We start from the raw sequence: 14,931 nt of genomic DNA, 5'->3' as shown, positions 1-14,931 counted from the left end.
TTTCCCCTCCTTCCATACTTAGAGTCTTTTATCCAAGCAAAAGGTTTCACTTTTATTTATTTTTTGGCCATACAAAAAGAGACTACTTCAATGAAAGTAGCCTACTCCATTTTCTATCGATCTAACTTAAAGGTAATTTCCCCGATGCCCAATTCCGAATTGACCTCTAGCACGACATCCGCCTTGTCGTAAGCTTCGTTGACATAGACACCATTCCCTTTTGACATAAGACCCTCCACATTAGACGAGCCAATGCCTTTTTCCGTCGTTAGTTTCACGCCAACCTTTGAAGGTAAAATAACTGTTGTTTGACCGACACCTGTTTCAATAGTTGTTGTAAAGCTCTTTTTCCAGTCGCCACCTAGATTAACCGTTAGATCACCGACACCCGCTTCAATATCGAGTTTTTCCAGCTGAAGACCCTGTAAATCGAGGTTGGCAAGAGAGGCACCCGTTTCTACAGTCAGATCCATTGGGATGCTGTCGTTTAGTTGAATCGCCCACGTGTTTTTAATATTCGAGAGCCCTAGCTTTGTGGAGCCCTTATGCTTGATTTCCACTTCTCCTGTATCACCATGTACAGCATAGTCAACCTGAGGGGCTAGCTTTTTTACATTATATTCTGCGTTGCCCTCAACCCATTCCTTTGCACCACTAGATACATTCATTTCGCCAACACCTAAATCAATGTCTACCTCTAATGCTTTCGCTTTATCCTTTTCCACCAAAATGGCTTCCTCTCGCATTTTATTTGGAATAAAGGAAAAGCACCCCGATAATACCAATGCTGACGTGCCCATCACGACACCTAAACCAACTAATTTTTTCACTATTATTTCCTCCCGCCGTATAATCTACCAATAATTTCATTATATAGGAGAAGGGAAATTAAAATACGACCCTACGCTTGAATTTCATCTAAGACCTAAGACGTAGAGAGGCTTACTGATAAGGAATGTCATGCCCCTCCAGCAATGCCTTTAAATTCGCAAGAGAGGCATCATAGCCTGACGAATTAAAGCTCACCGTAGTGCCATTACCCTGTTCGGCTAGCGTAATAGCAATTAATGTTTCAGGAACTTCTAGATAGAAGGAAAATTCCTCATTTTTCTTCACTTGCTGAATCGTTAGCTCCATCGGCAGTTTTTCAGAAAGCTGATTATGTGCGTTTGGCATTAAAGTAAATGTCATTTTTTCTCCAGCTGCTAGAATAGGAATGTCCCATGTGGAGCCTGGTGCGTACCATCGGGAGAGGGATTGCTCCTCTGTAATCGCTTGCCATACTTTATCAATCTTTGCCTCAATCCAAATCGAACTGGTCATTCGCAGCAACCTCCATTTCCTCTTTTCCATTATTTTACCGAACTTTCAGGAGTTATACTACTTTGGGATGTTCTGTATAAGTGAAATGCCCCCAGTATGACCATCACAGCGATGACATCCAAAGCGAGCTGATAGCTGGAAAAAACAGCAACCAATAATCCATAAACTGTTGGTGCCAAAACAATAAAGAACTGATTAATCGTTAACGCTGCACTAACTGTCAGTCCTACTGCTTGCGAATCGGATTGTTCCGTGACACAGGTGATATATATGGAATACCAGCCAAGCGCTAAAAACCCAAATACACTGCAAAAAATAATCATGAGGCCCTTACTATGTATGACAAAGGGCAAACAGCCAACCATCAGAAATGTAGCGACCATGACGAGCACTAATAAAGGCTCTCGTTTTTGAGCGAAATAATGATCACTCATCCAAGCAAGTACAATTCTGCCAAGCATCCCACCAAGTAAAATCAGACTTAAATAGCGCCCTGCCTCGGTTAATGTATACCCACCTTCATGATGTAAATAGCTCATAAAGTGAGCAATAATAATCATTTGGAGGGACATCATGACCATGCCCACAAAAAATAAAGGATAGAGCGCTCGATTGTGCCGAATAGCACGCATTTTCTCTTTAAAAGGAATGAGAGGTGCCGTAGCGGTGTCATGCTGTTTTGGCTCTTTGTAAAGCAATAAAAATAATAGTCCCCCACCAACCGCCATCAAGCCCTGTGCTAAATGGACAGAGGAAAGATGATGATGTTGATACAAATAGGTCAACACAGTGGAAGCCAATGCACCACCAATTGGAATACCTGTTTGGCGAATCCCTATAGCCAGTCCTCGATGCTTATTAGGAAACCATTTCACAATAGCAGTACTGCCACCTGTTTGCGCACTGCCATACCATATCCCCACAACTATTAATACGAGAAGCAATGTCGTATAATGATTCACGGGTATTAGCAATAAGGCTGACAGGCCCAGTAATATCGAGCCCCATCCAATAATCTGCTTTTCTCCCTTCTTATCCATGAGATAGCCGAATAGCAGCATGGAGAAAATTGGCCCAATATTGACGGCTGAAACAATTAGCCCTGTTTGGAAGGACGTTAAGTGCCACTCCATTTGATAAAAAGAGGCAACTGGCCCCATTCCGTAGGTCACAAAGGTTGCGGCTGTCTGCGAAAGTGTAGCCACAAGCAAAATGACCCATCGATAATATGTATGCATAATAACCCTCCATCAGGTTACTGCTTTTGCAGTCTACCTTTTCATTATCTAGAGTGTACGTGGACAGCTAGCGTACGTAAAATGGAGGAAAATGATAGCGGCTATTAAAAAAATCTATAGGTATGTGAGGAACAACATGAACATTGAAGAAATTGCCTTAAAAATGGAGCTTTTAGAGAGGCAAAACTTGAGTAAATCGGCTGAAATCACCAATTATACACAATCTGCCTTAACAGCAAAGGTGAAAAAAATGGAGCGTGAAATTGGGCAGGACGTCTTTAAACGAACACCCCAAGGCTTAAAGCTGACAGAGGTAGGTCAACATTATTTACAGTTTTTAAAGAAAGTTGCCGAGCAGTATGAAGACTTTTTACATACCATCGGCCCTGCACAAACGAGTATTTTGGTTGGTACATCTCATACAACCATTAAAATTTATGGTCCATCCATCATGAACGCACTGCAAACTAGTCGAAGTCCGATAGATGTTGATTTCACTGTGGAATCAAGTACAGCCTTAAATCACAAAGTTCATCTGGCGGAAATAGATTGCGCATTAACAAGTAATCCAATCAAGCATTATAGCGATCTACACTATGATGTACTAGCCACAGAGACATTTGAAGTTATCTCAAGCACCGCTCCTATCATCGACTTTGAACAACGAACACCTGTCACATTGCTTGTGTTAAGTAAGGGCTGCATGTATACCCATGCATTAGCACAATGGCTCACTGACAAGCAGGTACCTTTTACGATGAAGGAGATTAAATCGGTTAGTAGTATTTTAGATTTTCTTGAAATCGAGCACACATTGGCTGTATTAAATACCAAATTACTAGCACTTTATCCTTGTCCTGACCTGCATTTTTATGATTTAGACGGGCTTCACAATGCGATCGAAACAGTTTATATCTATAAAAAAGATGACAGTAAGCAGCCCTTCATCCTGCAATTAAAACAGGTCATTGAATCCTTGCTTGAGCAGAATTAGCTCAATAAACCTATTTTGTGCTAATATTCTAAAAACCCTATATTATTCACACGGACTACACTATAATAGGTTTGTCATTATTAATCTTGTAAATTCTTAGGAGTACATCATGTTTTATTACATCTCGTTATTTTTTGCAGTATTTGCATTATCTACCTCAGCAATCTTTGTTAAGCTAGCTGATGCACCACCAGCGATTACGGCCTTTTATCGACTATTTTTTGCGATGCTAGTGCTTCTTCCATTTTTATTGGCAAAGAAGGACTTGCGGCAGGAGCTTGCTAGCCTATCGAAAAAGCAGTGGGGACTTGGCATTTTATCAGGCTTATTTTTGTCCTGTCATTATGTGTTATGGTTTGAATCATTAAACTACACCTCTGTGGCTAGTTCAACCGTCATTGTGACTCTACAGCCACTATTCTCTTTAGTAGGCAGCTATTTTTTATTTAAAGAGCGATTTTCAAAAGGAGCGATTTTGGGCTGCTTCGTAGCGATCATCGGCTGCTTCATTATTGGCTGGCAAGATTTCCAGATTAGTGGACAAGCCCTTTATGGCGATATTCTTGCCTTTATTGCGGCAGGTATTATTACAGCCTACTTTTTTATTGGGCAATCAGTGCGCAAGGATTTATCGCTCATTCCCTATTCCATTATCGGCTATGGCAGTAGCTCGATCTTTTTAGCCGTTTATGCCCTCTTTATGAAAGAATCGTTTTTCGATTATTCAGCCTCCACCTGGTGGTCCCTTGTAGGGCTGGCTGTCATTGCAACGATTTTCGGACAAACCATTTTTAATTGGCTGTTGAAATGGTTAAGTACAACGGTAATTTCCATGAGTATTTTAGGCGAAACAATCGGCACCTGTATATTAGCTTATTTTATTTTAGATGAGATAATTTCCGTTCAACAGGGGATCGGTATTTTGGTCATTTTACTAGGACTTGCCCTGTTCTTACTACAGCAACGAAAATCAGTGTAAAAGAAAAAACAACGGCAAAGGCTGCCGTTGTTTTTTATTGGTGTGTAAAGTAGAAGGTCGTGCCATTCTTGTTTGATTGTAAGGAAGCTTCGATGTTTAGTGTTTTAGCAATATCCTGAATGATTTTAAGTCCAAGTCCGCCATGCTCATTCTCAGGTGTAAAGCCAATACCATCATCACACATGACAACTTCCCCGTCCTTAATCGTCACCTCTAGCTTGGATGCTTGGGCATGCTTTAATGTATTTTGAAAGACATTATCGAATAAACGCTGTAGCCACAATTCATTGCTAAGCCAAGTTGCTTGTAAATCATCATGCTGAAAATGCAGCGTAATATTCTGCATGCGATATAGATACTGCCATTTCTTTATCATCATTTGGAACAATGGAACAAGTTGAACCTCCTCCTGCATGACATAGGACTGTTCACTCGTATCAAAGGACTGTAACTGAAATGCATTTGTTAAATTCGTGATATATTGAATTTGTGCATGTAAGGATTCCACCAATTTGGGCTGCCCCTGTAGCTGATCCTCTAGATAAAACAGCTGCAAGCGGATAGCCGTTAACGGCGTATGGATGTCATGTCGCAACTTTTGTAGCAGCTCTTTTTGAAGCTCCTGCTGCTGGGCAAGCTCTAATTCTCGGTAAGTTGTACGCTCAATTAAGAGATTGACAGATTGGCTAAGCTGCCCGATTTCATCCTCACTTTTTATCGTTAACGTGTCAGGTATTCGCTCATTACTCGCTAGTTCTCGTATTGTTTTATTAAGTAGTGTAATTTTGGATAGTAAAGAATGAATCGATGTGGAAAATAGCCATGCGAGCATTCCTAAAGCTAGCACAAACGCAATCAGCATCACAGGATAGGCATAGGACTCATGAAACGGAATACCCTCATTTTTCATTTTAAAGGCCTTGTCATACAAAATTGACATGGCCACACTAATGCCTAATAGTACAACCGGCACACTCCCAATGGCTACAAATAATAAAGTACGGTATTTTGTTTTTAATGTCATTTTTTATTATAGGTATTTAAACGATACCCTTCTCCATAAATATTTTGCACAATAGTGCCTGCTGGGTCCTGTAGCTTTGTTCGAATTTTTTTAATATGGACATTCAAAATATTATGATTGCGTTCATCGAGCGGCCAAAGATAATCGAAAAAGTGTTCCTTTGTTAACACTCTGTCTCGATTGTCAAATAAATAAAAGAAAATTTTTCGCTCGATTGCTGTCAGGGCGATTTCATCATGGATACTACGATGAAATACTTGACGGCGCTCCCCATCGATCAATAAATGCTGAATTTGCGTAAATGTACCATACTGTTGTGCTAGCATTTTTTGCATTCTTAGCAACAGCTCTCGCGGATCAAATGGCTTTGTCAGGTAATCCTCTCCGACCATCAACCCCTCTAGCTTACTTTCAATATCATTACGTGCTGATAGAAAAATGATTGGAATATTTAAGCCTAATCGTTTAATATTTTTGCTTAATTGATAGCCATCCTCTCCTGGCAGCATAATATCCATTATGACTAAATCCACCTGCTGAATCAGCGCCATCATATCCTTGCCATCTGTTTTCCAGATTGCCTCATAGCCCTCACGCTTCACTATTTTTTGCAGTAGATCACCAATCATGTGATCGTCTTCTATAATTAAGATTCTAAATCCTTTCATACTTATCGACCTTTCTCATCACCCGTTGTTTTCATAAATTCCATTGCCAGTTGATAGATTGCATCTGGCTGATAGAGATAAATACTATGTGTCCCACTGACCTCCTTCACCTGTGCATTAGTGAATTGCTTTGCAAAGTCGGCATAATCCTGTCGGTTTTGCTTCGTATATTTCGAATGTTTATTTTCTTCCGCAATCGCATCAATCAGTAAGATAGGCGTGTCTTGCGGCTTTTTGAGCTGTTCTGATTGTAAACTATTTTCGTAGACCTGTAACAGCTCATTTTGCATATCCTCATTAAAAAATTGCTTAAAGGACAATGCCTGATAGATTTCCTTTTCCTGTGCTGTTAAAAAGGACATGTTCAATATTTGCGGATTATAGACCTGAGATGGCATAAGTCGATGTAAGCCCAGCTTAGTAGCGAGATGCATTCCCCTTACCATCCAACGATCGACCGACCCCATTTTATGCTTTACATATTGACTAGGTAAGCCAATGTCCAGAGCGATGATGCTCTTTACTTCCTCTGGGTATTTTTGCGCCCAGTAAATGGCCTCTAGTCCAGAAATGGAATGTGGCACAAGAATATAGGGCGGTTCAAGCCCACTTTGCAGAAGTGCCTGTCGTGTTCGCGCTACAATAGTATCGATTCCTCTATCATCATGGGCTACGTCGCTATAGCCATAGCCAGCTCGATCCACTACCGCAATTTGATGATGCTGTGAAAACTTACGATACAGCCCTTTTAGCTCATATACGGGCGCTGCGATACCTGAGCCAGCCATAAAAACATAGGTATCCTCGCCAGCCCCCTCCTGATAAACATGGATGTTTTGTCCATCTACATTGTTTAATGTGCCGTTAGGTTGTAAAATAGCTGACTCCTTCTGTATTAAGCTATAGTGATATATACAAACGATCACCATTCCGAGCACAATCAATGCCCCCATATAGACAATTATTTTCTTTGCTTTCTTTTTCATACGTATCTCCTCTTTTCGTTGATACTTGCAAGGATACACGGTAAAAATAAATTTCTACTAAACTTTTGGAGAAAATAGATAAGTTTCATACAAAACGAGGCTGGGACAAAAAGAAAAAATGTTAGACCAAGATATAATTGGTCTAACATTTTTTTGATTTAGGAAGGCATATTTAACTGCTTGAAGTGGAAAAGTTAATATTCATTTTTATTGTTTTTCAATATAATCAAGTTATGTCCCAGCCTCTCTCTTGATTAAGCATCTGGATAGGTTTTTCGTAAAAAATCGATGGTTTGTTGAATAAGGGCTTTTAAGATGTCTTCATTCACATCAGCAAGCTTATTAATATAAACACAGGCCTTTCCTGTTGTATGTTTACCAAATTGTTGTAATAGTTGCTCCCGTTCATCCCCTGGGGCAAAATATAAGCTAATTTTCGCTTTGCGAGGGGAATAGGCAGCTAGTGGGGCATCCCCTTCATGGCCTGTTTGATATTTGTAATGATATTTACCAAAGCCTATAATGCTCGGTCCCCACATTTTGGCTTCATAGCCTGTGACCTCTGTAAAGATGTCCAATAATCGATAGGCGTCTTCTCGCTTTTTTGGATGGTCTACACTTTCAATAAATTCAATGACACTTACATCGGTTTCTTTGGTCTTTAATTCATACATGTCAATCCCTCGCCTTCCGGAAGATGTCCCTTTATTATTCCCTATTCTACCTGCTCTAACAATAGTTTGTGTTGAAGATGACGATAGATCCCCTGCTGCTGCATCAGCTCTTGATGATTGCCCTGCTCGACAATTTCTCCCTGCTGAATCACGAGGATTTGATCGGCATTTTCGATTGTTTTGAGTCGATGGGCAATGACAAAGCTTGTGCGTCCCTGCATTAAATGCTGTAAGCCTTTTTGAATATCCACCTCTGTTTGGGTATCCACGCTTGATGTCGCTTCATCCAAAATTAAAATATCTGCATTCTCTAATATCGCACGCGCGATCGCAATAAGCTGACGCTGCCCCTGACTTAAATTGGCTCCCCCTGCCTGTACGGGCGTTTCGTATTGAGCTGGTAAATATTTAATAAAATGATGGGCATTCGCAATTTTTGCCGCTTCCACAACCTCTTCATCTGTTGCATCTAGCTTACCAAAGCGAATATTGTCACGAATCGTTCCCGAGAACAAATAGGTGTCCTGTAAAACCACACCAACTCTTTGGCGAATCGTCTCCATCTGATAGTGCTCGATATTATGCCCATCAATCAAAATCTCACCTTGATCGACGTCATAAAAACGTGTTAATAAATTGATAATCGTTGTTTTGCCTGAGCCTGTTGGGCCAACTAGAGCAAATGTCTCCCCTGCCTTGGCATGGAAGTCAATGTTTTTTAACACAGGCTTATTTGACTCATAGCTAAATGATACTTGCTTAAAAACAACATCCCCCTTAAGCGATGCCGTCTTGATGGCATTAGGCTTATCGGCTACCTCAGAGGGTTCATCTAGTATCTCAAAAACACGCTCTGCCCCAGCAATAGCAGATTGGAAGGTGTTTAATAGATTAGATAGCTGATTAAGCGGACGGAAAAATTGCCGAGTATAGGTCACAAAGGCGGCAATAATCCCCACTGTAACAATACTCTTCACTGCTATAAAGGCACCTGTTCCGATGACGACAGCAAGGCCTAAATTATTCATAAAGTTATTAATCGGACCTAGTAAGCCAGAGGTAATTTCTGCTCGTTGGGCGGAGTTTCGTAGATTTTCGTTTTGCTGATGGAACGTATCAATCGTTTGCTGTTCCTTACCAAAAAGCGTAAGTACCTCCGAACCTGTAATCATTTCCTCAATATAGCCGTTCAGCTTCCCAAGATCCCGTTGCCGTGCAGCATAATTTTTACTGCTGCGTTTAATGATTTGCTTGGTTGTGAAAACGATCAGCGGAATAATAATCAATGTCACGATTGCCAATGGCCAGCTTAATGTAAACATGGCGATACTGACACCAATTACAGTTAAAATGGACGACACGATTTGCGTAACACTTTGCGCAAGTGCGGTATTTAAATTATCAATATCGTTGGTCACACGGCTCATTAGATCCCCAAGGGCCCGCTGATCAAAGAAACGTAATGTCAGCGTCTGAAGCTTTTGAAATAGTTCCAATCGCAAAGTCCGAATGGTTTTCATCGCCACATGAATCATGACATAGGTTTGCAGCCATGTCAGAATAGATGCCACTGTAAAAATAACAGCTAACACAATACCTAAACGAATCGTTCCATTAATATCTTTTTTCATAATGTAATCATCAATAATATGTCCGATCATATAGGGACCTGCAAGGCTTAAAAAGGTCGAGGCTATGACAAAAAAGATAGAGAAAAACAGCCCTACTTTTTGTTGCTTAACATAGTGCCATACACGCGACAATGTCTCCCTTTGATTTTTCGCCTTCTCAGCTGGTCCCCCCATACGCGGTCCACGTCCAAAATTCATTTGCTTTGATTGACCTTGACTCATCCTTGTTCACCAGCCTTTTGCTGTGACGCATAAATTGCTTGATAATGCGCATTTGATTGTAGAAGCTGCTGATGGGTTCCTTGCCCAACAATGTCGCCATCCTCTAGTACCAAAATAACATCTGCCTGCTGAATGGAGGCAATTTTCGACGCTACGATGAATGTCGTAGTGTCTTGATAATAGGTGGCAATAGCTCGTTGCACATGTTGTTCCGATGCACTATCGAGCGCTGACGTTGTATCATCCAGCACCAAAATGGCAGGCTTTCGAATCAACGCACGACTTAATGCAAGGCGCTGCTTCTGTCCACCTGAAAGATTCGTAGCACCCTGTGACAATTCATGCGCTAAGCCCTTATCAAGTCGCTCTACAAATTCACTGGCACAGGCGGCCTCTAATGCCTGCTGTATGTCCTCTGCTGTGGCATCATCCTTACCGAGACGAATATTTTTTTCAATCGGCCCAGAAAACAATAATGCTTTCTGTGAGGTAAATCCGATATGCTCACGTAGGGTTGCGAGTGAGTAGGATGTTAGCGGTTTTCCGTCTATGCGGATTTCGCCACCAGAGGGATCAACTAAGCGAGGTAATAGCTTCACCAGCGTCGATTTACCACTACCTGTTTTCCCAATAATACCGACCGTTTGCCCTGGTTTTACCGAAAATGAAATCTTTTTGAGGACATCCTCAGCTGTTTCATAGTAACGATAGCTCACCTGATCAAAGTCAATGGCCCCTTTTATTGGATCTGTCAGCGTATGTTCCGCTTCCTTAACAGCAATCTCTTTGTTTAACACGTCCACAATGCGTTCTCCTGAAGGCAAGGCTCGCGCGATTTGCATCAGCACCATACTAGAGGACATCAGTCCATTTAAAATAATCGTTAAATAGTTGATAAATGCAAGAATAACGCCCACTTGCAGCGTACCCGCGTCTACCTTAATGGCTCCAAGCCAAAGCGCGGCTACAATCCCTAGATTGACAACAAACATCGTAAAGGGTACAAGCACGCCGACAATTTGCTCAGCTGTAATAAAACGTTTCGTCAACGCCTCATTTAATTCTCCAAACTGTGCTACCTGCTGTGTTTCACGGCGAAAGGCTTTAACTACACGAATACCCGCCAAATTTTCCTGTAGCTTCGTATTGACGGCATCAATGGCCTCCTGAACACGACGATACAATACACCCGAATACCTCGTAAAAAAGTACATCGCTATAACCAATAATGGGACGATAATGAGCAATATGGAAAAAAGCTCACGTGCTGTGACAAACACAATAATCACTGCGCCGATAAAGAGCAAAGGTCCACGCACAAAAATACGCAGCGTCATCATAAAGGCACGCTGAATACTTTCCACATCACTCGTTAAAATCGTAATCAGCTTCCCCGTTGTAAAAGCATCTCGCTCCTTGGCTGAGTAAGTCATCATCTTCTCATAAAGAGCCTGTCGAATATCCGAGGCAAAATGAATCGCCGCCTTCGAGCTATAATACGAGCAACCAACCCCACCAATAAGCCCGAGCACTGCACTGCCAAGCATCCACACAAACATAGTCAATACGTATCCATTATCTCCATTGGCAATCCCCGTATCAATCATATGCTGCATGATGGTCGGCTGAATTAAATCCATCGTCACCTCCAGCACCATCAATAGCGGTGCAATCAGCGTGAAAAATTTATAAGGCCCCAAATATTGCCCTAATTGTTTAACTGCCTGCATACATTCGTCTCCGTTCTATTTAAATCCCATTCGTTCCTCATTATAACTGAAAATCATTCCCATTTGATAAATAATTTTTCGGGTCTCGTAATATTCTGGACTGGACTGGTTGGGGGGAGATTTGTGAGAAGAAGCGGCTTTTGGAGGGGGTGACTCTTTTATTGAGCGGGGTTCTCACATTTTGGAGCGGCTTTTCCCTGCTTAGGAGCGGCTTCCTCACATTTTGGAGCGGCTTTTCCCTGCTTAGGAGCGGCTTTCTTCCACTTTGGAGCGGGGTTCCCCTGCTTAGGAGCGACTTTCTTCCACTTTGGAGCGGGGTTCCCCTGCTTAAGAGCGGTTTCCATATACTTTGGAGCGGCTTTTCCCTGCTTAGGAGCGACTTCCTCACCTTTCAGAGCGGGCATTTCCCTTACAAGCAACAGCCAGCTACTTTAGATTCAGCGTCATCCTGTTAATTAAGTAAGGAACCACCCAGAGCAAGGATTATATCGAAGTAAAATAACACTCGCTCTGGATTATCTGGACCTGTCCCAAGAAACAATCATTTTCTCAAAACAAGCCCCATCACTTTTCAGAAATGTGTAGTTTCTCAAAATTTCGCAGGAAAATTTTTTGTGCCTGTGACTCATTGTCTGCAGCAATTCCTAGCAAAATGACCGTACAGGGGCCTGCTGATTTTGCACCATCAAGGGCGCATTCCACATGTCGCTCCCCAAACAGACGGGAAAATTCTCCTTGTAGCCCCCTTGATCCGACTGGCCATACTTGCTGAACAATTTCTGCCTGCCATGCCTTGAAAATAGGCAGCAACTGCGCCACATCTTTAGGCTGTGCCAACACCTCTTCGCCTACAAGCGGCAGGCCATAGGTGTACCAGCTAAGCTGATCGTGATCAAATGCTCGACGCTGCTGGATTTCTCCAAGCATTGTAACAGCTAAGCCTGACTGTAATGTGGGCATATTGGATTCCGTACTCCCGCAATGGCTGGACATGTAAGATCTGCCTCTGCAAACACTTGCTGTATACCTTTTTCATAGCGAGACCATGCGGCATCTCCAGAAAAATTCGCAAGTAGAACTTGAACAGGTAATGCCTGTGCCGCCAGCTGTTCTAAAAAGGTCACACGTGCTGTCATATAGGCCGTCAGTTGATCGGGTGCTGACACTACATCTTGCGGTTTTTGTCCAATGGCTGCGGCATTATCCATTGTTGCAATGAACGTGCCAACTTTCATCGCATTTCTCACTGTACACGACCTTCCTTACGCACAAAAACCTTTGACAGAATGGGCATAACTACCGCGACAATAATTAAATTGATCACCGTTGCCATCAGAATACTGCCTAAAGCACCCCAGAAAAATGCTGGACTAATAATAAAGTAGAATGGGAGTGGCGCTACAATCCCGTTTAATACTAAGGCAACAGGCCATTTCCAAAAGTGCATGCCTTTTTTATGCATCACCCCAAAGACCCATACGACAATCAACATTTCTACCGCGATAATGATATGTAATGGTCCTAATGGGAAGCCAGATGTTAATGCCGTAATAAAATGCCCGATCAATCCAGCAATCCCTGCTAAGATGGGAGATAGAAAGACAACACCTAAAAAGGCAGGAGCCGAATCCAGTGCAGCCGTTGAAATAAACGTTGGAACCTTAATCATTGCCCCTACTGCACAGATGGCCGCTACCATTGCTGTCAAAACCAATTTTCTTAATTTTTGTCGTTCCATTTCATTCCCTCTTTTCTGTTGAATGTCTACTTTACTTCAATGGCTCAGCTATTCCATACCAAATCCGTACAACTTGCTTCGCTTCCTTGAACAAAGCTTGGTATAGACGACCACAGGTATCGCGTAACTGTCGGGCTTGTTTTTCCATTGGCACAACTCCACGCCCCATATCCGTCACAATAAGTGCGAGTGTACATTGCTGCTCAAGCTCTTGTAAGGTTGCTAGCACCTTTTGTACGATTTGTTCATCTTCCTCCAAATTTTGTGTCACAAGCCATTTTTCTAAGTTCTTTAGGACAAGAACATCACAGACGGGCGCTACCTCAGGTAGTTCACCAGCAATCATAACCATCTGTTGCTGTTCATACAAGCGCCTCACATAGTCGGTTTTGCCGTTATAGGCACCTCCGATAAAGACATGCATCGTGCTCCCTCCTCCCAAGCCTTTCTTGTAAATGTTAAAGCAAATTGTTTATCATGTGGCACCTGATAGGACCAAAAAGGCTGTTCTGTTGGCGCAAACGCAACAAGTAAGGCACGAATGACCCCACCATGAACCACTAAATAATAGCTATCCTCATTTTTCGGTATATAATGAAATCCATCTACAACACGTTTCATAAAATCATCGAATGCCTCACCCTGTGGAGGGGGTGTACGGATTGGATCATCTATCCATGCCCGATAGTGAGCATCCATTTTTAGCTCCTCATAGGTTTTCCCTTCGAATGCACCAAAGTTCGTCTCTCGAAGGGATGCTTCTGCCTGGTAGCTAGCATTGGGAAAATAATGAGCAGCCGTTTGTCGGCAGCGCTGTAGATCACTGCCATATACCTTTTTAACATTTGCATCCACAACAGCAAGCTTGGCTGTATCTGCTAATGGTGCGTCCGTCCAACCAAGATAACGCTTTTCAAGATTCTCTTTTGTAGGCGCATGCCGCATTAAGCACACAGTAACAATGTCACCCATAGCACTACCTCCATTCCTTCAATGGAGGCACCCAGTAAATCGCCAGATACTCCACCAAAATTACGCAACGTAAATTGTCGAAAAATAAAAAGGGCAATGGCTAAAACGACGACTAAGACAACAGGAAGAAGTAAAAACTGCGTGCTGATAAAAACAACCGTCATTGCCAATATGAGCGACAACAGCATGATCGCTTTTAATCGAGTAGCATTGATATGAGACTTAAAAAAATAAGCAAGACCTTTTTCCTTTGAGCAATGGAGTGACATAAAATAAAAGCTCATGCCCACCCTTGTTAGAAAAGGGACGAATAGTACCATCCACAAGGCGAACCTCTGCTGCACGAAAAGCTCATGTAAAATAACAAATTTCCCCATCAATAAAAACACCACAGCCAATACTCCGAACGCTCCCACACGAGGGTCATCTAAAATCTCCAATCGTTTTTCTCGATCTCGATAGGAAAAATAGGCATCGCCCATATCAATAAAGCCGTCTAAGTGCAAACCACCTGTCCATAAAGCAAATAGCCCTATCACAGTGAAAGCTAGCATCACTTCACTGCTTGCTGTCCACTGCATAAGACTATAAAGCACGGCTGCCACCGTTGTTCCCATTAAAGCACCTATCCATGGTAAGCAAGCAAACATGCCTGTGATGGTGGACCTCGTTAACGGAAGCTCTTTATGTACTGGCAATACCGTAAAAAATTGAAATGCCAGTAGGAGGCTATGCCAAAAATTTTTCATCCT

General features: G+C 42.2%; 17 protein-coding genes. 2 read left to right on the top strand and 15 right to left on the bottom strand.

From position 1 onward, the window contains the following. Positions 1-113: 113 nt before the first annotated feature. The 3 genes from NP781_RS08265 to NP781_RS08255 all read right to left on the bottom strand — a co-directional run bounded on the left by NP781_RS08265 (position 114) and on the right by NP781_RS08255 (position 2,561). The gene (locus tag NP781_RS08265; protein WP_257521981.1) at positions 114-830 is read right to left on the bottom strand and encodes a toast rack family protein; all 717 of its coding nucleotides are present in this window, start codon (positions 828-830) and stop codon (positions 114-116) included. Between the two features lie 112 nt (positions 831-942). After that, entirely contained in the window at positions 943-1,323 is a 381-nt protein-coding gene (locus NP781_RS08260) for an SRPBCC domain-containing protein (RefSeq protein ID WP_257521980.1), read from the bottom strand. 29 nt (positions 1,324-1,352) lie between these two features. Next, the gene (locus tag NP781_RS08255) at positions 1,353-2,561 is read right to left on the bottom strand and encodes an MFS transporter (RefSeq protein ID WP_257521979.1); all 1,209 of its coding nucleotides are present in this window, start codon (positions 2,559-2,561) and stop codon (positions 1,353-1,355) included. 136 nt (positions 2,562-2,697) lie between these two features. Between NP781_RS08255 and NP781_RS08250 the strand changes: the two genes are divergently transcribed. Together NP781_RS08250 and NP781_RS08245 are read left to right on the top strand one after the other, a co-directional pair. Then, on the top strand, positions 2,698-3,555 hold the full coding sequence (locus tag NP781_RS08250; RefSeq protein ID WP_221683099.1) for a LysR family transcriptional regulator: 858 nt from the start codon (positions 2,698-2,700) through the stop codon (positions 3,553-3,555). Between the two features lie 109 nt (positions 3,556-3,664). Beyond that, positions 3,665-4,534 (top strand): DMT family transporter, encoded by an 870-nt coding sequence (locus NP781_RS08245; RefSeq protein WP_221683100.1) that lies wholly within the window; start codon positions 3,665-3,667, stop codon positions 4,532-4,534. 34 nt (positions 4,535-4,568) lie between these two features. Here NP781_RS08245 and NP781_RS08240 read toward each other — a convergent pair whose 3' ends face one another. The 12 genes from NP781_RS08240 to cobS form a co-directional block, all read right to left on the bottom strand. Next, positions 4,569-5,558, bottom strand: a complete 990-nt coding sequence (locus tag NP781_RS08240) for a sensor histidine kinase (protein WP_257521978.1) — start codon at positions 5,556-5,558, stop codon at positions 4,569-4,571. Further along, positions 5,555-6,226, bottom strand: a complete 672-nt coding sequence (locus NP781_RS08235) for a response regulator transcription factor (RefSeq protein WP_004228754.1) — start codon at positions 6,224-6,226, stop codon at positions 5,555-5,557. Before NP781_RS08235 ends, NP781_RS08240 begins: the two co-directional genes overlap by 4 nt. Positions 6,227-6,228: 2 nt before the next feature. Further along, a complete protein-coding gene (locus NP781_RS08230; RefSeq protein ID WP_257521977.1) occupies positions 6,229-7,212 on the bottom strand; it encodes an alpha/beta hydrolase in 984 nt (327 codons plus the stop codon). A gap of 254 nt (positions 7,213-7,466) precedes the next feature. Beyond that, positions 7,467-7,886, bottom strand: a complete 420-nt coding sequence (locus NP781_RS08225; RefSeq protein ID WP_004228761.1) for a DUF1801 domain-containing protein — start codon at positions 7,884-7,886, stop codon at positions 7,467-7,469. A gap of 41 nt (positions 7,887-7,927) precedes the next feature. After that, positions 7,928-9,739: an ABC transporter ATP-binding protein gene (locus NP781_RS08220; RefSeq protein WP_257521976.1), complete on the bottom strand. Its 1,812-nt coding sequence runs from the start codon at positions 9,737-9,739 to the stop codon at positions 7,928-7,930. Continuing rightward, positions 9,736-11,469 carry an ABC transporter ATP-binding protein gene (locus NP781_RS08215; RefSeq protein ID WP_257521975.1) on the bottom strand — a complete coding sequence of 578 codons (1,734 nt, stop codon included), beginning with the start codon at positions 11,467-11,469 and terminating at the stop codon, positions 9,736-9,738. Before NP781_RS08215 ends, NP781_RS08220 begins: the two co-directional genes overlap by 4 nt. Positions 11,470-12,033: 564 nt before the next feature. After that, on the bottom strand, positions 12,034-12,462 hold the full coding sequence (locus NP781_RS08210; protein ID WP_257521974.1) for a hypothetical protein: 429 nt from the start codon (positions 12,460-12,462) through the stop codon (positions 12,034-12,036). After that, the gene (locus tag NP781_RS08205; RefSeq protein WP_257521973.1) at positions 12,405-12,716 is read right to left on the bottom strand and encodes a hypothetical protein; all 312 of its coding nucleotides are present in this window, start codon (positions 12,714-12,716) and stop codon (positions 12,405-12,407) included. Before NP781_RS08205 ends, NP781_RS08210 begins: the two co-directional genes overlap by 58 nt. After that, a complete protein-coding gene (locus NP781_RS08200) occupies positions 12,713-13,207 on the bottom strand; it encodes an ECF transporter S component (protein ID WP_257521972.1) in 495 nt (164 codons plus the stop codon). Before NP781_RS08200 ends, NP781_RS08205 begins: the two co-directional genes overlap by 4 nt. 31 nt (positions 13,208-13,238) lie before the next feature. Then, positions 13,239-13,631 (bottom strand): bifunctional adenosylcobinamide kinase/adenosylcobinamide-phosphate guanylyltransferase, encoded by a 393-nt coding sequence (locus NP781_RS08195; RefSeq protein WP_221683108.1) that lies wholly within the window; start codon positions 13,629-13,631, stop codon positions 13,239-13,241. Continuing rightward, positions 13,583-14,179 (bottom strand): histidine phosphatase family protein, encoded by a 597-nt coding sequence (locus tag NP781_RS08190; protein ID WP_257521971.1) that lies wholly within the window; start codon positions 14,177-14,179, stop codon positions 13,583-13,585. Before NP781_RS08190 ends, NP781_RS08195 begins: the two co-directional genes overlap by 49 nt. Next, positions 14,152-14,928, bottom strand: a complete 777-nt coding sequence (gene cobS, locus NP781_RS08185) for an adenosylcobinamide-GDP ribazoletransferase (protein ID WP_257521970.1) — start codon at positions 14,926-14,928, stop codon at positions 14,152-14,154. The genes NP781_RS08190 and cobS overlap by 28 nt, the downstream gene beginning before the upstream one ends. Positions 14,929-14,931 lie beyond the last annotated feature (3 nt).

The sequence above is a fragment of the Lysinibacillus sp. FN11 genome (assembly GCF_024628845.1).
Taxonomy (GTDB): domain Bacteria; phylum Bacillota; class Bacilli; order Bacillales_A; family Planococcaceae; genus Lysinibacillus; species Lysinibacillus capsici.
Note: the sequence above shows the minus strand (reverse complement) of the source record. Positions and strands in the feature narration are given on the sequence as shown.